Origin of the sequence: Schaalia naturae (assembly GCF_042665795.1) — a bacterium.
In the GTDB taxonomy this organism is placed as follows: domain Bacteria; phylum Actinomycetota; class Actinomycetes; order Actinomycetales; family Actinomycetaceae; genus Pauljensenia; species Pauljensenia naturae.
On sequence record NZ_JBHTEF010000001.1, the window covers coordinates 484948 to 506366 of the forward strand.

The 21419-nt window shown below is 68.3% G+C and carries 19 protein-coding genes; 8 read left to right on the forward strand and 11 right to left on the reverse strand.

The features are described 5' to 3' along the window. Nucleotides 1–25: 25 nt before the first annotated feature. The 11 genes from ACFQWG_RS02100 to deoC form a co-directional block, all read right to left on the reverse strand. Nucleotides 26–1426, reverse strand: a complete 1401-nt coding sequence (locus ACFQWG_RS02100; RefSeq protein WP_380971668.1) for an alpha/beta hydrolase-fold protein — start codon at nucleotides 1424–1426, stop codon at nucleotides 26–28. 57 nt (nucleotides 1427–1483) lie between these two features. Beyond that, nucleotides 1484–1948: an SIP domain-containing protein gene (locus ACFQWG_RS02105; protein WP_380971670.1), complete on the reverse strand. Its 465-nt coding sequence runs from the start codon at nucleotides 1946–1948 to the stop codon at nucleotides 1484–1486. Next, nucleotides 1945–2796 (reverse strand): ABC transporter ATP-binding protein, encoded by an 852-nt coding sequence (locus tag ACFQWG_RS02110; RefSeq protein WP_380971672.1) that lies wholly within the window; start codon nucleotides 2794–2796, stop codon nucleotides 1945–1947. The genes ACFQWG_RS02105 and ACFQWG_RS02110 overlap by 4 nt, the downstream gene beginning before the upstream one ends. 22 nt (nucleotides 2797–2818) lie before the next feature. After that, nucleotides 2819–3847, reverse strand: a complete 1029-nt coding sequence (locus ACFQWG_RS02115; protein ID WP_380971674.1) for a FecCD family ABC transporter permease — start codon at nucleotides 3845–3847, stop codon at nucleotides 2819–2821. Continuing rightward, nucleotides 3844–4995, reverse strand: coding sequence for a FecCD family ABC transporter permease (locus ACFQWG_RS02120; RefSeq protein ID WP_380971676.1), 1152 nt, complete (start codon nucleotides 4993–4995; stop codon nucleotides 3844–3846). Before ACFQWG_RS02120 ends, ACFQWG_RS02115 begins: the two co-directional genes overlap by 4 nt. 8 nt (nucleotides 4996–5003) lie before the next feature. Further along, the gene (gene fepB, locus ACFQWG_RS02125; RefSeq protein WP_380971678.1) at nucleotides 5004–6017 is read right to left on the reverse strand and encodes a Fe2+-enterobactin ABC transporter substrate-binding protein; all 1014 of its coding nucleotides are present in this window, start codon (nucleotides 6015–6017) and stop codon (nucleotides 5004–5006) included. A 175-nt stretch (nucleotides 6018–6192) separates the two neighbouring features. Beyond that, nucleotides 6193–8898 carry a DEAD/DEAH box helicase gene (locus ACFQWG_RS02130; RefSeq protein WP_380971680.1) on the reverse strand — a complete coding sequence of 902 codons (2706 nt, stop codon included), beginning with the start codon at nucleotides 8896–8898 and terminating at the stop codon, nucleotides 6193–6195. A 471-nt stretch (nucleotides 8899–9369) separates the two neighbouring features. Continuing rightward, nucleotides 9370–10080, reverse strand: a complete 711-nt coding sequence (locus ACFQWG_RS02135) for an MIP/aquaporin family protein (RefSeq protein ID WP_380971682.1) — start codon at nucleotides 10078–10080, stop codon at nucleotides 9370–9372. 1 nt (nucleotide 10081) lies between these two features. Next, nucleotides 10082–11584 carry an FGGY-family carbohydrate kinase gene (locus ACFQWG_RS02140; protein ID WP_380971684.1) on the reverse strand — a complete coding sequence of 501 codons (1503 nt, stop codon included), beginning with the start codon at nucleotides 11582–11584 and terminating at the stop codon, nucleotides 10082–10084. Nucleotides 11585–11738: 154 nt separating this feature from the next. Next, nucleotides 11739–12806, reverse strand: coding sequence for a galactitol-1-phosphate 5-dehydrogenase (locus ACFQWG_RS02145; protein ID WP_380971686.1), 1068 nt, complete (start codon nucleotides 12804–12806; stop codon nucleotides 11739–11741). Between the two features lie 34 nt (nucleotides 12807–12840). Next, on the reverse strand, nucleotides 12841–13548 hold the full coding sequence (gene deoC / locus ACFQWG_RS02150; protein WP_380971688.1) for a deoxyribose-phosphate aldolase: 708 nt from the start codon (nucleotides 13546–13548) through the stop codon (nucleotides 12841–12843). Nucleotides 13549–13794: 246 nt separating this feature from the next. Between deoC and ACFQWG_RS02155 the strand changes: the two genes are divergently transcribed. The 8 genes from ACFQWG_RS02155 to ACFQWG_RS02190 all read left to right on the forward strand — a co-directional run bounded on the left by ACFQWG_RS02155 (nucleotide 13795) and on the right by ACFQWG_RS02190 (nucleotide 21398). Beyond that, nucleotides 13795–14490: an SIS domain-containing protein gene (locus ACFQWG_RS02155; protein WP_380971690.1), complete on the forward strand. Its 696-nt coding sequence runs from the start codon at nucleotides 13795–13797 to the stop codon at nucleotides 14488–14490. A 2-nt stretch (nucleotides 14491–14492) separates the two neighbouring features. Beyond that, the gene (locus ACFQWG_RS02160; protein ID WP_380971692.1) at nucleotides 14493–14666 is read left to right on the forward strand and encodes a hypothetical protein; all 174 of its coding nucleotides are present in this window, start codon (nucleotides 14493–14495) and stop codon (nucleotides 14664–14666) included. 230 nt (nucleotides 14667–14896) lie between these two features. After that, a complete protein-coding gene (locus ACFQWG_RS02165; protein WP_380971694.1) occupies nucleotides 14897–15673 on the forward strand; it encodes a fumarylacetoacetate hydrolase family protein in 777 nt (258 codons plus the stop codon). Between the two features lie 122 nt (nucleotides 15674–15795). After that, complete coding sequence (locus ACFQWG_RS02170) at nucleotides 15796–17286, forward strand: purine-cytosine permease family protein (RefSeq protein WP_380971696.1); 1491 nt, start codon at nucleotides 15796–15798, stop codon at nucleotides 17284–17286. After that, entirely contained in the window at nucleotides 17283–18083 is an 801-nt protein-coding gene (locus tag ACFQWG_RS02175) for a purine-nucleoside phosphorylase (protein WP_380971698.1), read from the forward strand. The genes ACFQWG_RS02170 and ACFQWG_RS02175 overlap by 4 nt, the downstream gene beginning before the upstream one ends. A gap of 146 nt (nucleotides 18084–18229) precedes the next feature. Beyond that, nucleotides 18230–19729, forward strand: a complete 1500-nt coding sequence (locus ACFQWG_RS02180; protein WP_380971700.1) for an FGGY-family carbohydrate kinase — start codon at nucleotides 18230–18232, stop codon at nucleotides 19727–19729. Then, on the forward strand, nucleotides 19726–20361 hold the full coding sequence (locus tag ACFQWG_RS02185) for a glycerol-3-phosphate responsive antiterminator (protein ID WP_380971702.1): 636 nt from the start codon (nucleotides 19726–19728) through the stop codon (nucleotides 20359–20361). Before ACFQWG_RS02180 ends, ACFQWG_RS02185 begins: the two co-directional genes overlap by 4 nt. Nucleotides 20362–20363: 2 nt before the next feature. Beyond that, nucleotides 20364–21398 (forward strand): 2-hydroxyacid dehydrogenase, encoded by a 1035-nt coding sequence (locus tag ACFQWG_RS02190; RefSeq protein ID WP_380971704.1) that lies wholly within the window; start codon nucleotides 20364–20366, stop codon nucleotides 21396–21398. Nucleotides 21399–21419: the final 21 nt, after the last annotated feature.

Consider the following 21419-nt stretch of genomic DNA (forward strand, 5'->3'; position numbering starts at 1 on the left):
GGCGGGCGGAGAGGCGACGGATCTCTCAGCTCTCCCCAGGGGCGGGCCCCGCGGGGAAGAGCTCGCGCAGCGCCTCGACGAGTCCGACCCGCCACCACGCCCAGTCGTGTCCTCCGTGGACGGGCTGGACGCTGATGGAACGGCATCCCGCCAGCGGGTCGAAGCTCAGGCGCTGCTCGAGGTCGAGAGCGTCCTGCAGCATCTCGCCCTCAAGGGTGCCGGCCTGCAGGCGGATGGAGCGCCACCGCGGCTCGCGCAGGAGGGGAGCGGCCACCGGGAAGCGCCACAGTGACGGCGACTGGGCGATCGCGTGGTCGACACGCCCCTCCGCCAGCGCGACGGTCCACAGGGCCGCCAGGCCGCCGAGGCTCTGCCCGGCCACAGCCGTGTCGCAGCCGCGGGGACTCACCGGATAGGCCGCGCGCACCTGCGGGAGGATGCGGTCGAGCACCGCATCGACCTGGCCGCCCGGCACTCCCAGGTGCGCCCAGCGCGTGTCCTCGTCATGGGAGTCGACCATGACCACGTGCAGGGGCGCCACCAGCCCGCGGGCGATGACGGCGTCCATCGCGGCCGGCAGGTCGAGCCCGTCCTTCCAGACCTGCCCGTCGAAGAGCACCAGGACCGGCGTGCGCTCCGGGTTCCCGGCGGCCGCCGCGGCCGGACGGTAGACCCACGCGCGCTCGGCTGGACGCGGGCCATCCGCGGGGAAGGCCAACTCGTCGACGAGGCCGTGAGGATGGCTGGAGCCGCCAGTCTGATCGGCTCGGCCTCCGAGCCGCCAGGACTCCGCCGGAGCGGCGGGTCCGGCGGCCACCGACCACGCCTGGCCGCCCGACCCGCGGATGCTCTGGGAGCCCAGGGGATCCACGCGCGCCCCGTCGATCGCCGCCCGGCGGATGGCGTGACGGCCTCGGGCCGAACGCCACGGGGCCTCGCCCGGCCCCTCGTGGATGGCGATCCGGTAGGAGCCGCGCCAGTCTGCGGGCAGGCGGAGGGTGATCGTCCACCGGCCCGCGCAGCGGTTTCCCGCGGGAACGCGTTCGAGCTCGGAGGCGCCGACGTCCGTGTGGTCGAAGAGCCCGTTGCCCCACAGCAGCACGGCGGAGGCCCCGGGCGCGTCCACGATCCAGGTGTACAGCCGCATCGGCGGTTCCCCGCCCCGCGTGGCACCCCCGGCTGCCGCTGCGTCGGGGTCCGTGCTGATCAGCGGGTTCGTGAGGACGCCCGACCTGGGGGCGTCCTCACCGCCGATGGCGTCGAGGACGCCGAGGACGCCCAGAGGCGTGGGCACCCGGGGGACCGCCGCGTCGTGAGGAGGGACTTGGCGGGCGCGTTCCACATGGATCGATCCCAGACGGTCGCACCACGCCCGCGGGGTGTACTCGTCGACGAGATCGCGGGCGGGGCCAGGCTGGGCTGTCATGCGGAATCCTCCGGGACGGTGCGCACGGGGCGCGGGGGCACTGAGGTCAGGCTAGCCTTAGTCGTCGGATTCGGCGAGGTGAGATTCCGCATCCCCGGCGAAGAGTCTCCCGAGCGAGTCGGCCCGCAGCTTCCCGCTCTCGGGCAGGACGACGAGCGACTCGCCGGGCACGCGGTCGTTGCGCGACGGCGCCCCATAGGCGGTCTCGGTGATGCCGCGGCGCCAGTAGCCGATGATGAGCTGGTTCCCTCGGGGAACGCCGAGCATCCGGACATGACGGCGGACCGCGCGCGCCACCCGGCACTCCGCGGAGACCCAGATGACGTCCTCCTCGAGAGGGTCCGGCAGCGCGAGGCCGAGCGCGGCCTCCAGCAGCTTGATGTTGGGGATGCGGGGCGCGCGGAGATGCGCGGAGACGCCGGCCCCGGCGAAGCGGATGCGTCGCATCGACGCCGTGAGATCGATGACGTCGGCGACCTCGAGAACGGTGGGCAGACCGCCGGCGGCCGGCGAGGGCGTCATGCGGAGGCCCTCTCGGAGGGCGGCGCGGTCGGGATGGGGGCGGTGGTGTCCAGGGGCACGATCATCGGCCGGCCGTTGACGGGGTCCGGCAGGCACAGGCAGTCGACGCCGTAGACCTCGCGGATCAGGTCGGCATCCACCACGTCCTCGGGAGCGCCCGACGCCACGACGCGTCCGTCCTTCATCACGATGAGGTGCGTCGCGTAGCGGAACGCCAGATTGAGGTCGTGGAGCACCGCCACCAGCGTGTATCGGCCCGTGGCATGCAGCGAGCGGCACAGATCCAGGATCTCGAGCTGGTGGGTGATGTCGAGGAAGGTCGTCGGCTCGTCGAGCAGCAGCAGAGGGGTCTCCTGGGCCAATACCAGTGACAGCCACACGCGCTGCCGCTGTCCTCCGGAGAGCTCGTCGACCAGGCGATCGGCCAGGTCGGCGACACCCGTGGCGGCCATGGCCCGTTGGACGGCCGCGTCATCCGAGGGAGACCACTGCCGCAGCAGCGACTGGTGGGGGAAACGGCCCCGGGCGACGAGGTCTCGCACGGAGATGCCGGCCGGGCTGTGGGAGGTCTGGGGCAGCAGCCCGAGCCGGCGGGCAACGGTCCTGGAGGGGATGTCCCGGATATCGCGCCCGTCCAGGACGACGGCGCCGCGCTCGGGGGCGAGCAGCCGGGCGAGCGCGCGCAGCAGCGTCGACTTCCCGCAGGCGTTCGGGCCGATGACCGCCGTGAACGAGTGGTCGGGCACCGCGATGTCCAGGTGATCGGAGACGGTGCGCCCCTCGCCGTAGGAGAGGGTGAGGCCCTCCCCGCGCAGCGGGGAGGCGTCCTCGTCGAGGGAAGTGCTCATGATTCCTCCGGGGAAGTCCTGGTCATACCGACCTCGATCGGGAGAGGACCCACAACAGGTACACGCCGCCCAGCGCCCCCGTGGTGAGGCCGACCGGCAGGGCAGCCCGCACCGGCAGGTGCACGGACACGAGATCGGCGAGCAGAAGCAGGCCCGCTCCCATGAGCGCCGAGACGATGACCTGGACGCGGGAGGCGCGGGTGAGGCGCACAGCGATCTGCGGGGCGGCGAGCGCGACGAAGGCGATGGGACCGGCGCCCGCGACGGCCGCGGCCGTCAGCACGACGCCGATGAGCATGGCGAGCAGGCGGGTGGGCTCGGCATGGACGCCGAGCTGGCCGGCCTGGTCGTCGCCCATCTCGAGGATGTCCAGGTGGCGGGCCAGCGCGGCGAGCGCGGGGACGAGGACGACGACGGCGGCCAATGGCGGCCACGCGTCGTCCCAGGTCCGGGCGTTGAGGGATCCGGAGAGCCACACCCTGGCGCGAGTCGTGAGATCGATGTCCCCGCGGGCCAGGACGAGCGTGTTGAGCGCCCCGGCGAAGGCACTCACCCCGATGCCGACGAGGACCAGCCGGTAGCCGCCGCTCACCCCGTCCTTACGGGCGAGCGCGTAGACCACCAGGGCGGTGAGCAGCCCGGCGGCGACCGCGGCGGCCGTCGTGGCTCCCGGGCCCGCCCCGATGAGGACGATCTGGACGACGGCGCCGGTGGCGGCGCCCGAGGTGAACCCGATGACGTCGGGGGAGCCGAGGGCGTTGCGGGACACGGACTGGAAGACGCAGCCCGCGGCTCCCAGGGCCATGCCGACGGCGAGCGCCGTGACGACCCGGGGGACGCGGATCTGCCACATGACCCGCGCGGCCCTCTCCGAGTCGGCGTGTCCGCCCAGGGCGCCGAGGACCTGCCCGGGGGACAGGGACACGGTGCCCGACATCAGCGAGGCGAGGGCCGCCGCGGCGAGCACCCCGACCAGGACGGCGCCGACCGCCAGTGTGCGCCGCTCCACACGCAGGCGGAGCGGGCCCACGCCCACGCGCAACGCCGTCACAGCTCGCTCACCCGCCCCCGGCGCACCAGCGCGATGAAGAAGGGGGCGCCGATGAGAGCGGTCATGATGCCCGCCCCGATCTCTCCCGGATGCAGGACGAGGCGCCCCAGGAGGTCCGCGATCAAGACGGCCATGGACGCGAGGACGCAGGAGTAGGGGACGACCCAGCGGTGGTCGGGGCCGACGATGCTGCGCGCCGCGTGGGGAGCGGCCAGCCCCACGAAGGAGACCGGGCCGATGGCGGCCGTCGCGCCTCCAGCCAGGACCATGATCGCCAGGTTCGTCCATCCCCAGGTGCGTCGGACGTCGACCCCCAGGGCGCGTGCCAGGTCGGTGCCCAGCGACACGGAATTCAGGGGACCCGACAGGGACAATGCCAGGGCCAGGCCGACGGCCAGGCACACCGCGACGACGGGCAGCGACTCCCAGCCGCGTCCCTGGAGTGATCCGGTCGCCCAGTTGCGGAAGCTGTCGAGGATCTGCTGGGGGCTTGAGAGGATGAGGATGTCGGTGAGGGCGCCCAACGTCATCGACAGCCCGGCCCCCGCGAGCACGAGCCGAACGGGGTTGACGCCGGCCTCGCCCGCCCGGCCCAGCCGGTGGACGAGGACCGAGGCCAGTCCGGCGCCGGCGAACGCGAACCACACGTAGACCGTGATCGAGGCGGAGCCGGTGAGCGCCAGGCCGACGACGACTCCCAGGGCCGCTCCGGCATTGACCCCCAGGGTCCCGGGCTCGGCCAACGTGTTGCGTGTCAGGGACTGCATGAGCGCGCCGGCGACTCCCAGGCAGCCTCCCGTGAGGACCGCCAGGATCGTGCGCGGCACCCGCAGCTCGCGCACGACCAGATGGTCGTTGTCCCCAGGATCGAAGGCGCGCAGGGCGTCGACGACGGTGGCGAGGTCGACGGGGCGGGACCCCACCGCCACGGACAACGCCATCAGCGGGATGAGGGCCAGCGCCAGGGCCAGCAGCAGCGGGCCGCGATGGGAGTGCCGGAGGCGGCCGGAGCCAGGGGAGCGCCCGGCGCCCCCGGCTCCGGGGCGATCGGATACCCCAGAGGTTCCGTGCGCAGCGGAACCCGCCGGGGTGGCGGCGGACCCGGTGGGCTCGCTGCCGCCCCGGCGGGCGGTCGCTGCGGTCGACATCACCTGTCTCAGGCGCCCAGGGCGTCCACGACGGCGTCGACGAGTTGCTTGCCGGAGTAGTAGTCGATGCGGAACGAGGTCGGTCCCAGCGGGTAGACCTGGTCCTTCTGGACGGCCGGGAGGTTGGCCAGGACCGAGTCGGAGGCGAAGGCGGAGACCGTCTCCTCGGTGCCGGTCAGCAGGAAGACGGTCTCGCCGCCGACGGCCTTCGACAGGTTCTCCAGGGTGACGAAGATGAAGTCCGACCGTGACTGCTCGCTGGTGTCGAGGTCCTCGGGCCCCTCGACGACGTCGAGGCCCAGGGACTCCATGAGCTGGGCGTGGGGACCGGTCAGCTTCGCGACGCCCTGGTCGGAGCCGGGCCCGTTGTAGGAGACGATGCTCACGCCGCCCTCAGGGGCCGTGATCCTCTGAGCGGCGGTGGCGGCGTAGTCGTCGAAGTCGGCGATGGAGGCCTGGGCTTCGCCCTCCAGGCCGGTGGCCTCTCCGAGCTGGGTGGCCAGGTCCTGCCAGGTCTGCTTCGAGTAGTCGACGACGATGGTCGGGAACTCGGCGGCGATCTCGTCGTAGTGGTCGAGGACCGAGTCGGCGCCCGAGGTGGAGACGACGACGAGGTCGGGATCGGCGGCGATGAGGGCCTCCATGTCGAATTCGAGATCGGGGTAGAGGACCTCGACGCCCTTCTCATCGGCCACGTCGGCCCACTGGGAGAAGAACCCCTTGTCGTCGGTGATGTCGGAGACCGAGGTGGCGGCCGACGCCACTGGCGCGCCGATGGCCAGCAGCGTGCCCGTGACGGAGAGGGAGGTCGAGACGATCCTCTCCGGCTTCGCGTCGATCGTGACCTCGCCCTGCTCGTCGGCGATCGCGCGGGGCCACGTCCCCAGATCGCCGGACGCGGCGGCGGGGGTCCCGGACTCGGCGGCATCGGGCTGGGCCGAGCCGGCGCCGGTGGAACAGGCGGTCATCACGGCGGCCGCCGCGATGAGAGTGGTGATCAGGCGCGTGGAGAGCGCTCGCATGGTGCTCCTCGGGTTCGGGTGCGGATACCAGGTCCCGTGACGTGCGACGAGACCCAATTAGGTGAGGCGAGCCTGACCGAATTGAGCCACCTCTGTGCTGCGGGTCCGACGCGGTTTGTGACCTATCGCACGAATGGTTTTCTCCCGCGGGCGACGAGGGCGGCGCCCGCTCCCCTCAGCGGGGGCCGAAGGCGAGTGGGCGCAGCACGACGGCACCGGAGCGGTCGGACTCGGCGACGTCCACGAGCACCGTCAGACGCCAGTCCATGTCTCCCTCGGGATCCACCAGGGTCTGGGCGGCGAGCCACAGGCGCCCCGGCATGGTCTCCGCCCCCTCCGCCACCGCCTCCGTCGCCCCGGCATCCAGGAAGTCCGCCGGCGTGGGTCGCTCGATCACGGAGACGAGCGCCGAGGACCTGGCCCGCTGATCGATGCCGATCCAGTCGTGCTCGGCCCAGTAGCGCGCCAGCTCCCGGTCCCACCTCCCGGCCGGCCAGCCCGCGGGCCCGTCGGCCCGCGCCAGGCCCTCCACATCGTCGCGGCTCATGAGCTCGACCCGACGGAATAGCGCGGTGCGGATCGCCGTGCGGAACGCATGCCGGTTCGCGCTGAAGGCGACCGTCCCGTCCTCGTCGGCGCCGAAGGCCAGTTCGGCCCCGGACGCGCCGCCGGAGTCGCCCTCGCTGATCGCGGGCGCGCGCCCGGAGGCGAGTGCCTCCCACTCGTCGAGGAGGGAGGAGTCGACGGAGCGGATCAGAGCGCCCAGCCAGTCGATGATGGCCCTGAGCTCGGGCGTCACCGCGGACTCGGGGACGACCTGGCGCAGCGAACGGTAGGCGTCGGTGAGGTAGCGCAGGACCACGCCCTCGGAGCGGCCCACGTCGTAGCGGCCGATGAGCTCCGTGAAGGTCTGGGCGTTCTCGATCATCTCCCGCACGACCGACTTCGGGGAGATCTCCAGATCGCCGACCCAGGGGTTCGACTGGACGTAGGTCCGGAAAGCGTCCTCGAGCAGGTCCTCCAGAGGCTTCGGCCAGGTCACCTCGTCGAGGCGGGCGATGCGCTCGTCGTACTCCAGCCCCTCCGCCTTCATGGCGGCCATCGCCTGGTCGCGCCGCGTCCGCTGCTGGGCGTAGAGCAGGGGGCGCGGATCCTCCAGGACCGACTCGACCACCGACACGACGTCCAGGGCATAGGCGGGCGAGTCGGGATCCAGGAGCTCCAGGGCCGCCAGCGCGAAGGGGGAGAGCGGCTGGTTGAGCGCGAAGTCGTCGGGCAGGTCGGCCACGAGGCGCAGACGGGGGCGGCCGTCGGAGGCGGCCTGCTCGGAGGAGACATGGTCGACCACGCCGGCCTGGCGCATCGACTGGTAGATCTCGGCCAGGCGGCGCAGGTGCGGGTTCGACTCGCGCACCGGGTCGTCGTTGCCGGTGGCCAACGCCAGAAGGTGCTCCGCCGGGTCCCGGTGGGCGTCGGCGGCGGTCCCGGCCAGCACGTTGAGCACCATCGAATGGGTCATCGCGAATTGGGAGGAGAGCTGCTCCGGCTGGGCATCGCGCAGGCGCTCGAAGGTCGAGCGCGTCCACGTGATCTGCCCCTTCTCCGGGCTCCTCGTGGCGGCGCCGCGCTTTTTCGCCTTCTTCGCCACCCGTCGTGCCTCGCGCTCGTCGCGCGCGTTCTCCTCCGCGGCGCTCAGACGCGCCCGGGCGCGGGCGTTCTCGACCTCGTGGCCCGGGGCGAGCACCCGGACGAAGCCGACCTGGTCGAAGCCCGCGCGCCCGGCGCGTCCGGCGATCTGGTGGAACTCCCGTGCCGAGAGGTGGCGCATGCGCTCCCCGTCGAACTTCACGAGAGACGTCAGGAGGACCGTTCGGATGGGCACGTTGATGCCGACCCCCAGCGTGTCCGTCCCGCACACGATGGCGAGCAGCCCCTGCTGGGTGAGGCGCTCGACAAGGCGCCGGTAGCGCGGCAGCATCCCCGCGTGGTGGACGCCGATGCCCTGGGCGAGGAGGTGGCGCAGGGTCTGGCCGAATCCGCGGCCGAAGCGCACCGTCGCGAGCGCCCGGGCGATGCGCGCCTTCTGGTCGTCGTCGATGAGGCGGCGCCGGTCGAAGGACTGCGCGGTCTCCACCGCGTCGCGCTGGGCGAAGTGGACGATGTAGACGGGCCACCGCCCCTCCGCGAGCAGGCGCTCGACGGTGTCGTGGACATCGTCGACGACGTAGTCGAACTCCAGGGGGACCGGGCGCTCGGCGTCGTCGACCAGCGCGACGTCGCGCCCCGTGCGCTGCTTCCACTGCGCCTGGAAGCGCGAGGTGTCGCCCAGGGTGGCCGACATGGCGATGAACTGCGGTCTCGTGAGCTCCAGGAGCGGCACCTGCCACGCCCACCCGCGCTGGGGATCGCCGTAGAAGTGGAATTCGTCCATGATGACCATGTCCGTGTCCAGGCCGGCTCCCTCCCGCAGCGCCTGGTTGGCGAGGATCTCCGCCGTGCAGCAGATGACGGGGGCGGCCGCATTCAGCGAGACGTCTCCGGTCACCATCCCGACGTTGTCCGCCCCGAAAAGGGCGACGAGGTCGAAGAACTTCTCCGAGACCAGCGCCTTGAGCGGCGCCGTGTAGTAGGAGCGCCCGCCGCGGGCCAGGGAGACGAAATGCGCGGCCAGGGCGATCATCGACTTCCCGGAACCCGTCGGCGTGGCCGCGATGACGTGGTTGCCGGCGAGGATCTCCAGCAAGGCCTCCTCCTGGTGGGGGTAGAGGGGGCGCCCGCTGGACTCGGCCCACCCGGCGAAGGCCTCGTAGAGGGCATCGTCGTCGCCGAGCCGCCCCCGGTCCTCGAGGTCGTCCAGCAGGTCGTTGAGCATCGCCGTCATGGGGAGATTGTCCCATCTCGGACGAGGGCGGCCCTGCGCGTCGGTCCGCCTGCCGGCGATCGGCTGGCCTCACTCCGGCGCGCGGCTCACCAGATTGCACTCGGCGTGAGTGGAGAACTCCGCGAGGTGCGCGACGGCGCCCGGCAAGGGCTCGCTGAGAGTGAGCCCTGAGGCAACGAGGCGAGCCGGTCGTGACCTAAGTCAGGTCGTCACGTACACGATCTGGCAGGGGACGGGGAAGGGGTGCCACTGCCACTTGTCCGTCGGCGGCGTGCGGAAGCGGAGTGGTCGGGTGCTCATGGGGCCACCGTACGGCGGGCCGCTGGACGGTGGGGTGAGGACAGTATGACAGGGGCGACCCGGCGGAGCCTTGTCGGCACCGTCGGGCCCATGGGCTTTTGGACGAAATAGGATCGTGCCCGCCGTCGCAGGGACGGAACGGGCACGATCTGGAAACGGCGATGCCTGCGTTCAGTACACCGCGACGTAGAGGAGAGCGCCCAGGACTCCGCCGATGAGGGGTCCGATCACGGGAACCCAGGAGTATGACCAGTCGGAGGAACCCTTCCCCTGAATCGGGACGATCGCGTGGACGAGTCTTGGTGACAGGTCTCGCGCGGGGTTCATCGCGAATCCGGTGGTGCCACCCAGACCGGTGCCGATCACGAGAATGATGGCCGCCACGAAGAGCGTTCCCACGCCTGACACGGGCTGAGCTGTCGCGATCCCGAGCATCCCGAACAGAAGGAACATCGTCGCGATGACCTCCGAAAATAGATTGAACGGGATGCTTCTGATCCCCGGCGTGGTGCAGAAAATTCCGAGTTTGTCCTGTGGGGGCACATTCGGACTGTTTTGGAAATGAGGATAGTAGAACAACCAGACGAGCACGGCACCGACGAAACCGCCGAGCATTTGCGCAATCATGTATCCGATCACGTGATCCCAGGGGAACAATCCGGCGACCGCCAGACCGAAAGTGAACACAGGGTTGAAATGGGCGCCGCTGACATGGGCGAACATACCTGCGGGAACCCCGACGGCCAAGCACCATCCGATGAGCACGAACAGTCCGCCGCTGTTACGAAACTTGCTGTGAGCGAGCACGTTGTTGGCGCAGACCCCGTCGCCGAGAAGCACCAGAATGAGAGTACCCATGAACTCCGCGATATAGACTGACATCTCAGTTCTCCTCGCTGTTCATGAGGTCTTTCAGAGACTCATAGAGCGAGAGGTACTTCTTGAAGAGCGCATCATAAGTGGCGACGTTATGAGGATCCGGTGTGTAGGTCCGGGCTGGGTGGATCATGTGGTCCACGGCCGTTCGAAGATCCGGATAGACACCGGAGGCGACGGCGCCGACCACTCCGTGTCCGAGGACTCCGGCATCTGTGCACGTATTGACCGTGATGGTCTTTCCGGTGACGTCGGCCATGATCTGCAGCCAGACTTCGTTCTTGGTCGCACCGCCGCTGCCAACGATCCGGTCGATCTGATAGCCCTGTCCGGCAAAGTTCTCAATGATGTTCCTCGTGCCGAAGGCGACCGATTCCATCACAGCGCGGTAGACGTGGTATTTCGTGTGGTTGAGCCTCAGCCCGTAAATCACGCCCTTCAGTTTCGGATTTTTGTACGGAGTTCGGTTGCCCGCGAAGAAGTCGAGGACCACGAGCCCATCGGAGCCGACGGGTATCTCGGCGGCTTTTCTGTTGAACTCGCTGAACGGCTCGGTGATGTCGAACTCGTCGCGAAGCCATCCGACAATAGACCCGGCGGAGATCTGGCCGCCCTCGAGCATCCAGTAGTCGTCGGTAAGTGCTTTGTTGAAGGGCCCCCAGATGCCTTTCTGGAAGATTGGATCTGCTGTGACTGCCTGATGGACGAAACTTGTGCCCATAATTGTGGCGAGGGACCCGGGTTCGACGACGCCGTTGCCGAACGTCGCCTCGCAAGCATCAGTGGCGCCCTGGATCACCTGAAGCTCGGGGCTGAGTCCGAACCGTTGCGCGAGGACGGGATCGATCCTCCCGACGAGTTGGCCGACCTTGCGGACGTCGATCGGGATCTTTTCCTGGTAGTCCTCGAGGCCAATTCGCTTGAAGAACCCCGAGTCCCAACCGCCGCGGTCCGCGACGTAGTTCCACTTGCATGTGACGATGTTGATGGAACTGCAGCACACGCCCGTCAAACGGTAGTTAAAGAAGTCGACCTGCTCGAGGATCTTGTAGGCCTTTGCGTAGAGGTCTGGCTCATGATGCTTAATCCATAGGGTCTTGGGAATCATCCACTCGACGGAGACTTCGCCGCCGCAGTATTTGAGCACCTCGTCCCTGGTTGCGTTGATGGCGGCGGCTTCCTCTGTCGCTCGCGAGTCCATCCAGAGCAAGGCGTCGCCAAGCGGATTCCCCTGAGAGTCAATGGCCAGAACGGTTGAGGACGTCCCGCAGACTCCCAGTGTCCGGATTGCGGTACGGACATCGTCTGAGACGTCGGCCAAGCATTTGCTCAGCGCGGCGATGAAGCCGTTCCACCAATCGTCCGGATGTTGTTCAGCCCACCCGAATCTCGGATAGGAGGTCTTGTACAGACTCTCGTGGACGGTTCGCATGGAGCCGTTCTCGTCGGATATTCCGACACGCACTCCTTGTGTTCCCACGTCTACGCCGATGAAATAGGAATGGTCCATGAATACTCTCCTTTGAATAATGGTTGCCTCACGTCACCTCTGTCGGTAGCCTCTCTATGAGACGCCCGACGTTTTTGCGGAGCATCGCCCCAGAGCCGCTCTGCCCCGAAGCTGGCCGAAGAGGACTCGTCCCAGCCGGTCCCTGTCTTTGTCCCTATAGCTGCGCGCCCTCGATGCCCCAGGGGGCGAACAAGACCTTTCCATGCTCGATTTGATGGGTTCGGACCTTCTCGAAGAACGAGGGCGCCTCTTCCAGTGGAAGGATGTGTGACACGACTGCCGAGACATCAATGCGATGGTCGGCGATCATATCGATGGCGGTCTGCCACTCCCGCCCTGGGAAACCTGTGGAATAGGAGTTCCATGCTCCCGTCAGCGTGACCTCTGCTCGGAGGATGCGATCCAGGGACTCGTCATTCAGAGTGAGACCATTTCCGGAGAACCCGAAATACACCACTGAGCCAAGTTTTGCGGACGTCTGAATCACCCCGTTCTGCACGTTCGGGTTGCCGGTCGTCTCGAATGTGAAGTCGAATCCTCTTCCATCGGTCGCTGATAGGCCTGCCGGAACGAGATCACTTTCAGACAGGTTCACCGTTTTGTCCGCACCGAGGCGTCGGGCGAGTTCGAGCTTCTTCTCGATAATGTCGACACAGACGACCTCTGAGGCTCCGGAAGCCTTCGCATACTGCACACCGAGAAGTCCGATCGGCCCGGCGCCCGAGATGCAGACTGTCCGTCCCATGATTGACGGACCGCGATACATGGCATGGAGCATGCACGCCGTCGGCTCCACGACTGCGGCTTCGGCATAGGTCATCGTGTCGGGGATTACCTGGAGCGCCGAAGCGGGGACGGCGACGTACTGCTCGAAGGCGCCGTCTCTCCGTGACCCGATGAAACCGTAGGCATCGCACAGCGAGTATTCGCCCCGTCTGCACCACTCGCAGGTGCGGCATGGGATCAGCGGGGTGACGACGATCCGTCGGCCGGCCAGGTCCTCTCTGACTTCAGGTCCGACGGCCTCGACGAGGCCAGAGAACTCATGGCCGAGGATGATGGGCAGCGTGTGCGCTCCCAAGGAGAACACACGTCCGTAGTCGGACCCGCACACGCCTGCTGCCATCACCTTGACGAGGACTTCGTCGGCGCCGAGACGAGGGATGGAGGCGTCCTGTTCGAACACCAGCTTGTTGACCTCGATCAGGCGAAGCGCTTCCATGGTCTTCTCCTCCCAGTTCGTTTCCAATGCCTGTTCAGCGGGGAGCCTTCGAGTCCTCGGAAATGCGCGCGGAGTAGGCATTGACAAGGCCGACTCCCGAGGACGTACCGATCCGCTGGACTCCGGCGTCGATGAAGGAGAGCGCCTGGTCCAGCGTGCGGATTCCGCCGGCCGCCTTGACCTTGACGGTCTCTCCAACCACGGACTTCATCAGCCTGACGTCTTCGATCGTGGCCCCGCCGGTGCCGAATCCCGTTGAGGTCTTGATGAAATCCGGCCTGACCTGAACAGCGATCTCGGACATCGTCCGGATCTCGTCCGGCGTCAGGTAGCAATTCTCGAAGATGACTTTGCTCAGGACGTCGCGGTCGCGGCAGACCTGGACGATGCTGTCCATCTCCTTGCGGAGATAGGCTAGGTTTCCTGCTTTCAACTCGGTGATGTTGATGACATAGTCGATCTCGTCAGCGCCGTTGCGGATCGCATCTTCGGTGTCAAAGACCTTTGACTGGATCGATGTCTGGCCGAGAGGGAAGCTGATGGCGGCACCGACGTGCACGTCCGATCCTTCGAGCAGCTTCCGGCACAGGCTGGTCTGCACTTGGTTGATCGCCACCATCCTGAAGTGGTGTTCCCTCGCCTCGGCGCACAGTCTTTCGATCTCGGCCCTGGTCGCAGCTGCATGCAGATTCGTGTGGTCGATCAGCTGTGCGAACTCATCCGCCGTCGGTCCGACTCCCATGTCCTGGTCTCCTTCTCATCCCTGAGCATGTAGCAGAACTGTATCAAGATGAGTAGATCTAGTCAAATACGCCATCAGAACCCGCAGATCTCTCGTCGAATCTTGAGATTTCTGACGTCTTAGATTCATCGGAAGTAGTGATACTACCTATCTCGGGGCTGCCGTCCTTCTTGGAGCCGGGTTGCGTGGCGCGGGCTCCGGGTACCCTGAGAGGGTTGGGTGCGGGTGGAGAGACAGGAGGCGGTCGTGACGGATCTGCGAGACCTCGGTGATGCTCCTCTGCTGGAGCGTCTGGCGGCAAAATCGACAGAGTTGAGCAGAGCGGAGAGAAAGGTCGCCGACGTCGTCCTAGAGAACCCCACGTTCGCCATGGACGCGACGATGGCCGCTGTAGCGGATACTGCCGGGGTGAGCGAGCCGACCGTCATGCGGTTCTGCCTGAGCATGGGCTATGACGGGTTCCAGTCTTTCAAGCTCGCATTGGCACAGAGTCTGGCTCTTGGCTTTCCGGCGACGTTCGCGAGTATCTCCGCCACCGACGACGTTGGCCAGCTCTCGCACAAGATCTTCGACCATACGATCAGCAGCCTCGACCGTGCACGACGGTCTCTCGACGAGACCGAACTGGACAAGGCCGTCGGTGCCATCCTTCAGGCGGATCGGATCAACTTCGCGGGAGTCGGGGCCTCGGCATTGGTCGCGATGGACGGCGAGCAGCGTGCGCCGTTGTTCGGCCTTCCCGCTACCGCGGCGCCTGACGCCCACCAACAGCTAATGGCGGCTGCGATGGCGACTCCGGAGACGGTCACGATCGTCATCTCCAACACAGGCCGCGTTCGATCGATGATCGAGATCGCTCGCACGGCGCGGTCGAACGGTTCGACGGTCATCGGGATCTCGGGGAAGACACGCCTCTCCTGCAACACTGCGACGTTCATCTGATCGTGCGTACCTTCGAGGACACCGATTTCTTCACGCCCACCGTGAGTCGCATCGCAGGACTGGTCGTCATCGACATCCTGGCGATGGCTGTTGCCCTCCGACGGGGAGACGCGCACGCACAGCGTCTTTCAGGGATGAAACAGCAGCTCGCCACCTACCGGCGATCGATCGGATAAATAATAGGGACAGTCGAGTCTTGACGCGGTGTGCCAGGGCCGGAATCGGTGGGGCCAGCGCGGCTGAGTACCGGACGAGGGCGGCCCTGCGCGTCGCCCAGATTGGCGCTGGGCCGTGGATTTCTCATCGAACCGCGGGGTTTGTACCGAGATGAAGCGGAACAGGGCCTCGGCTCGGTGGGAACTCCACGGTTCGGCGCGGCCACAGGGTCCTGACGTAGCCTGTGTCCATGCGAATCGTGCGCTTCTCCGACGGCGACAACCCGCGCTACGGCGCCCTGGATGAGTCCTCCGAGAACATCGTGGCCCTGAGGAACGACCCGTTGTTCGCGCCGGTCGAGCCCTCGGGCCAGATCTTCGAGCTCGAGGACGTGCGGCTGCTCTCCCCGGTGATCCCCCGGTCGAAGGTCGTCGGCGTCGGCAAGAACTACGCCGACCACGCCCGGGAGATGGGCGGGGAGGCTCCGGACCACCCGATCCTCTTCCTCAAGCCCAACACCTCCGTCATCGGCCCCGACGACCCGATCGTCCTGCCCCCGTGGTCCCAGGAGGTCCACCACGAGGCCGAACTCGCCGTCGTCATCAAGACCCTCGCCAAAGACGTGCCCGTTGACCGGGTCGGCGACGTCATCCTGGGCTACACCTGCGCCAACGACGTCTCCGCGCGCGACGCCCAGCGCGCCGACGGGCAGTGGACGCGGGCCAAGGGCTTCGACACCTCGTGCCCACTGGGCCCGTGGATCGAGGTCGGCCCGGACCTGGACGTCACGGACCTGCGCGTGACCTCCTCCGTCAACGGCGAGCTCCGCCAGTCGGACACGACGGCCCACATGATCACCCCCGTGCGGGAGCTCGTCTCCTACATCTCACGCGTCTTCACCCTGCTGCCCGGCGACGTCATCATCACCGGCACGCCCGCGGGCGTCGGGCCGATCGTGGCCGGGGACCGCGTCGACATCTCGGTGTCGGGGATCGGCACCCTGTCCAACCCCGTCGTCGCGGGCTGAACCCGCCGCCGGCCGCCTCGCCGCTCTGACCGCGATCCGCCCAAAAGGGCAGGGAACGCCCTCGTCAACGGGGCTGGCGCGCGACTACGCTCAAGGGGACCCATCCGGCGACAGGAGCACCCATGAGCGAGCACACATCCGTCCCCGACTCCGCAGACTCCGCAGGGCTGGCCGTCGAGATGGCGGGCCTGGACGTCATCCCCGAATCCGACCGGAAGGGCAAGCCCTCCGACCTGTTCATGCCGTGGTTCGCCGCGAACATCTCCGTCCTGGGGCTGTCCTGGGGCGCGTGGGTGCTGGGCTTCGGCATCTCCTTCTGGCAGGCCGTCGCCGCCAGCGTCATCGGCGTCGTCCTCTCCTTCCTCGCCTGCGGCCTCATCGCCATCGCGGGCAAACGGGGATCGGCGCCCACGCTGGTGCTCTCCCGCGCGGCCTTCGGGCACAACGGCAACCGCCTGTCGGCCGTCATCTCCTGGATCCTCACGGTCGGCTGGGAGACCTTCCTGTGCATCATGGCCGTCCAGGCCACCGCCACCGTCATGGGGGCGCTCGGATTCGAGAACCACCTGATCGCCCAGATCGTCAGCCTGATCCTGGTCGTCGCGATCGCCGCGGGCTCCGGCATCCTCGGCTTCGACACGATCATGAAGGTGCAGACGTGGATCACGTGGCTGACGGCCGCGCTCACCGTGATCTACCTGGGCCTGACCCTGCCGAGGATCGACTGGGCGGCCGTCTCCGCGATTCCCGCGGGCCCGGCCACCGCCGTCATCGGCGCGCTGTGCATGCTGCTCGCGGGGTTCGGCTTCGGGTGGATCAACGCCGCCGCAGACTACTCGCGCTACCTGCCGCGCTCGGCCTCGACCCGGGGCGTCGTGGGATGGACGACCTTCGGATCGGCCCTGCCCACCGTCATCCTGGTGCTCTTCGGCCTCCTGCTCGTGGGATCTGACCCCGACCTGGGCGAGGCCATCGACCTCGATCCCATCGGCGCGCTCACGACGATCCTGCCGACCTGGTTCCTCATCCCCTTCGCGATCGTCGCGATCCTGGGCCTCATCGGCGGCATCGTCATGGACATCTACAGCTCCGGACTGTCGCTGCTGTCGGCCGGCCTCCCGGTCATCCGCCCGGTCGCCACCGCGATCGACGGCACGATCATGCTGATCGGCACCATCTGGGTGGTGTTCTTCGCCGACTCGTTCATCACGCCGTTCACGGGTTTCCTCACCACGCTCGGCGTCGTCATCGCCGCATGGGGCGGCGTCATGCTGGCGGACATCCTGCTGCGCAGGAAGGACTACAACGAGCCCGACCTGTTCCACGCCGGCGGCGTCTACGGGTCCGTCAACTGGGGCGCGGTCGCCTCGCTGCTGATCGGGGCCTTCGTCGGGTGGGGGCTCGTCGTCAACTCCTCCGCCTCGTGGCTCAGCTGGCAGGGGTATCTGCTCGGTCCCATCGGAGGGCGCGAGGGGGACTGGGCGTACTCCAACATCGGGATTCTGCTGGCCATGCTCGTCGGGTTCGCAGGCTACCTGCTGACCTCCCGCTCGCGGGTGCGGGCCCAGGAGTCCGCGGGTGCCCGGACCTTCGCGGAGGGGGCGCAGAGATGACCCCGGAGGAATTCCCGCAGGCCCTCCTGCGCGCGGAGTCCCATGAGGACGCCCGCGCGATCGCCCGCCTGTCGGGGGTGGAGCGCCACGACACGGTGGTCGTGCTGGGCTCCGGCCTCGCGGGGGCGCTCGAGTCCTGGGGCGAGCCTCGCGCGCGGTTCCCTCTGTCCGCGATCCCGGGCGTCCTGGAGCCCCAGGCGGACGGGCACGTCGACGAGGTCCGCTCCTACCGGCGCGCGGGCCGCGACGTCCTCGTGGCGCTGGGACGCACGCACCTGTACGAGGGCGCCTCCGCCTCCCGGGTCACCTCCTTCGTGCGGGCGGCCGCGGCGTCGGGGGCGTCGCGGGCCGTGCTGTGCAACGCGAACGGATGCCTGCGCGACTGGGCGCTCGGCGATGTCATGGCGATCGAGGACCACCTGAACTTCTCCGGCCATTCGCCCTTCGACGGGACGGTCTTCCTGGATCCCCGGGACACCTGGGACCCGGCGCTCACGGACGTGGTGGCGGGCGTGTGCCAGCGCAGAGGCGTCTACGCGATCCTGCGCGGACCCGAGTACCAGACGCGCGCGGAGACCCGGTGGCTGGCGTCGACCGGCGCGGACTGCGTGGGGATGTCGACCGTGATGGAGGCCCTCACCCTGCGCGCGCTCGGCGTGCGGGTGGCGGGCATGAGCGTCGTGTCCGACCTGTCCTTCGCCGAGGCCTCCACGGATCCGTCCGCCGTGGTCGAGGCGGCGGCACGGGCGGGGGAGACGGTCCGCCGGGGGATCGAGGCGGTGCTCGCCGCGGCCTGACGCGGCACCCTTTGACGCGCCCCCGGCGTCTGTGTATCCTGGCGCCACCAAAACAAAAGACGCAGAGCCTGTGTCACTGTCAGCTCGTTCCCTTGGCGTTGAGAAGCGCCAGGGGGGCGGGCTTTTTTGTGTGCGAAAGGGTTGCAATGACGCAATACATTCTGGGCATCGACAACGGCGGGACCGTGTCGAAGGCCGCGCTGTACTCGGTCGGCGGCGAACTCATCGCCCTGGCCACTGAGTCCGTCCCCCCGGTGCTCACGGAGGCCGGCTGGAGCGAACGCGACATGGAGGACCTGTGGACGGCCAACGTCGGCGCGATCCGCGCCGTCGTGGAGGACAGCGGCATCGATCCCGCCGATGTCGCCGCCGTGACGGTGACCGGTCACGGCAACGGCCTCTACCTGGTCGGCCCCGATGGGGCGCCCGTGCGCAACGGCATCATCTCGAACGACTCCAGGGCCCAGGACATCGTCGACCGATGGACGTCCGACGGCTCCTACGCGGAGACCTTCCTCGACTCGACGATGCAATCCCTGTTCCCCGGAGCCCCCCTGGCGCTGCTCGCCTGGCTGTCGGAGCACGAGCCGGACAGCGTCGAGCGCGCCCGCCACATCTTCATGGTCAAGGACTACATCCGTTTCCGGCTCACGGGAGTGCCGGCCTTCGAGATCACGGACGCCTCCTGCACGAACTTCCTCGACATGCGCACGAGGACGCTGGATGCCACGGGTCTCGGACGGATGGGCCTGGGAGCCTGGTCGGACAAGTTGCCTCCGCTCGTCGGCTCCGGCGACGTGGCGGGCCGGATCCGGGCGGACGTCGCCCAGCAGGTGGGACTCCGGGCGGGAACCCCGGTGCTGGGCGGCGTCTCCGACATCTCGGCCTCTGCCATCGGGGCGGGCGCGGTGAGGGACCACCAGCTCTCGGTGGTGACGGGGACATGGTCCATCAACGAGTACTTCACCCCGGATCCGGTGGTCGACGAACGGCTCTTCATGACCTCGCTGGCTCCCATGCCGGGCCGCTACCTTGTCATGGAGGCATCGCCGACCTCGGCGGCGAACCTCGAGTGGTTCGTCTCCAACGTCCTCAAACCCCTGCCGGGCATGGAGTCGTTGAGCAACAAGGAGCTGTTCCACCTGTGCGACGCCGTGGTCTTCGCCCCGGGCGCCGACTCCCGCCAGGTGTCCTACCTCCCGATGGTCTTCGGGTCGAACCTCCATCCGGGGGGCCTGGGAGGGTGGACGAACGTCTCCAACGCGGACGGCATCACTCAGCTCCTGCGCTCCCTCTACGAGGGCGTCGCCTTCTCGCACAAGGAGCACATCGAACGGCTCCGGGGCTACGGCGCGCTGGCCGGCCGGGCCAGGCTCACCGGCGGGGTGACGAAGTCCCCCGAATGGTCACAGCTCCTGGTCGACGTCCTGGGCCTCGACCTGGAGACCGTCCCCGTGGCGGAGTCGGGCATCCTCGGCGCCGTGGTCGCCGCCGCGGCGGCCCTGGGGGCGTACCCCTCCGTTGTGGAGGCGGCCGAGGCGATGGTCCCCTCGGGGCGGACCATCACCCATTCGCCGGAGGCGACGAAAGCCTACGGCGCCAAGTTCGACGCGTGGCTGCGGTGCCTGGACAGGCTGTGCCGATGACCGTCATCCCCGCGGGCTCGCGCACGGTCGTGGCCTCCCTGTACAACCTCGCCCATCTGCAGGACGCCCTCCACTCGTCCGCGCCGTGCATCCTCCTGACCAATGTCCACATCGGCAATATCGCCTCCCTCACGCAGGAGTGCCACGCGATGGGCAAGCCGGTGCTCGTCCGCCCCGACCTGGTGGAGGGCCTGAAGTCCGACCAGAGGGGGATCCGGCTGCTCCGGCAGGCCTTCGGCGTGGACGGCGTGTTCACCTCGTCCGTCGTCACCGGCAACCACGCCCTGGAGGCGGGACTCGACGTGTTCTGGAGGGTGTTCCTGCTCGACAGCCGCGCCCTGGAGACGTCGTTGTCGACGATGCCGACATCGCGCTGGACCGGGTTCGAGATCGTGCCCGGGCCGATGGCCCTGACCGTCGCCGGCTCCGTGCTGCAGGCCGCGGGCGGCCGTCCGGTGATCGCCGGGGGCTTCGTGTCGGGGGAGGAGATCGCCCGCCAGCTCTTCGACGCGGGCTACAGCGCGGTCAACACCAGTTCGCGGCGCGTCTGGGACCTGGGGCCCGGGGAGCGCCGGTCCGGCCGCGGCCGGACAGACTCCCATCATCCGCAAGAGAGAGAAGAAGGAAGATGACCATGAAGATCCTGTGCGTCGCCGATGGCGGCGTCACCGTGTCGATGATGCAGAAGATGAAGGGCCTCGAGCAGCTGGGTGCCGAGGTCACCATCGTCGAGGACGCCGACATGACGTCGATGGCCGAGATCACCGACCGGATGGGGCTCATCGAGCATGAAGGGGTCGACGCGGCGCCCTCGTGCCAGGCTCTTCTGGACAATTGCTCGGACAAGGACGTGATCGTCGTCCACGTCGCCTCGGTCAACAAGGCGGTCATCGAGCGGGCCGCGAACCTCCGCCTCGTCGCCGTCCTCCGAGGCGGGTACGAGAACGCCGATGTCGACGCGCTTCGCGAGCGCGGCATCCCCCTGGTGAACGCCCCATGGCGTTCCGCCAACGCCGTCGCCGACTTCACGGTCGGCATGATGATCGCGGAGAACAAGAACATCGCGCGGAGCTTCCACCTCCTCAAGGAGGGAGCGTGGTGCAAGGAGTACGTCAATCAGGCGCACATCCACGACATGCGCAAGTGCACCGTCGGGATCGTCGGCTTCGGGAACATCGGCAGCCGGGTCGCCCAGCGGCTCCGCGGGTTCGAGAGCAGAATCCTGGTCTTCGACCCCTACGTCTCCGCCGACAGGATCGAGGAGGCGGGCGCGGCCAGGGCGGACACGCTGGAGGACCTGCTGGCCCAGTCCGACTTCGTCACCCTGCACATGCGCATCTCGGAGTCGACGCATCACATGATCAACGCGGAGACCCTGAAGCTGATGAAACCGACGGCGTACCTCGTCAACACGGCTCGCGCCGACCTCGTCGACGAGGCTGCCCTCGCGGGGGCGCTGCGCGCGCACGCCATCGGCGGCGCCGCCATCGACGTCTACGAGCGGGAACCCCTGGCGCCGGACCACCCCTATCTGTCCCTGGACAACATCACGCTGACCTCGCATCTGGCGGGGACCTCGGCCGACACCATGGAGACCTCCGTCGAGATCGGAGTCGAGGAGCTCACGCGCTTCCTCGCCGGCGGGGAACTGCTCAACCGCAGGGCCTGACGGACCTGCGCCACACCGCCG

Bases quoted from the DNA above. Each gene is read 5' to 3' on its own strand.
- ACFQWG_RS02180 (WP_380971700.1), top strand. From the start codon at position 18,230: ATGACGCAATACATTCTGGGCATCGACAACGGCGGGACCGTGTCGAAG.
- ACFQWG_RS02185 (WP_380971702.1), top strand. From the start codon at position 19,726: ATGACCGTCATCCCCGCGGGCTCGCGCACGGTCGTGGCCTCCCTGTAC.
- ACFQWG_RS02120 (WP_380971676.1), bottom strand. From the start codon at position 4,995: ATGTCGACCGCAGCGACCGCCCGCCGGGGCGGCAGCGAGCCCACCGGG.
- ACFQWG_RS02190 (WP_380971704.1), top strand. From the start codon at position 20,364: ATGAAGATCCTGTGCGTCGCCGATGGCGGCGTCACCGTGTCGATGATG.
- ACFQWG_RS02135 (WP_380971682.1), bottom strand. From the start codon at position 10,080: ATGTCAGTCTATATCGCGGAGTTCATGGGTACTCTCATTCTGGTGCTT.
- ACFQWG_RS02140 (WP_380971684.1), bottom strand. From the start codon at position 11,584: ATGGACCATTCCTATTTCATCGGCGTAGACGTGGGAACACAAGGAGTG.
- ACFQWG_RS02110 (WP_380971672.1), bottom strand. From the start codon at position 2,796: ATGAGCACTTCCCTCGACGAGGACGCCTCCCCGCTGCGCGGGGAGGGC.
- ACFQWG_RS02130 (WP_380971680.1), bottom strand. From the start codon at position 8,898: ATGACGGCGATGCTCAACGACCTGCTGGACGACCTCGAGGACCGGGGG.
- fepB (WP_380971678.1), bottom strand. From the start codon at position 6,017: ATGCGAGCGCTCTCCACGCGCCTGATCACCACTCTCATCGCGGCGGCC.
- ACFQWG_RS02100 (WP_380971668.1), bottom strand. From the start codon at position 1,426: ATGACAGCCCAGCCTGGCCCCGCCCGCGATCTCGTCGACGAGTACACC.
- ACFQWG_RS02105 (WP_380971670.1), bottom strand. From the start codon at position 1,948: ATGACGCCCTCGCCGGCCGCCGGCGGTCTGCCCACCGTTCTCGAGGTC.
- deoC (WP_380971688.1), bottom strand. From the start codon at position 13,548: ATGGGAGTCGGACCGACGGCGGATGAGTTCGCACAGCTGATCGACCAC.
- ACFQWG_RS02165 (WP_380971694.1), top strand. From the start codon at position 14,897: ATGCGAATCGTGCGCTTCTCCGACGGCGACAACCCGCGCTACGGCGCC.
- ACFQWG_RS02175 (WP_380971698.1), top strand. From the start codon at position 17,283: ATGACCCCGGAGGAATTCCCGCAGGCCCTCCTGCGCGCGGAGTCCCAT.
- ACFQWG_RS02145 (WP_380971686.1), bottom strand. From the start codon at position 12,806: ATGGAAGCGCTTCGCCTGATCGAGGTCAACAAGCTGGTGTTCGAACAG.
- ACFQWG_RS02170 (WP_380971696.1), top strand. From the start codon at position 15,796: ATGAGCGAGCACACATCCGTCCCCGACTCCGCAGACTCCGCAGGGCTG.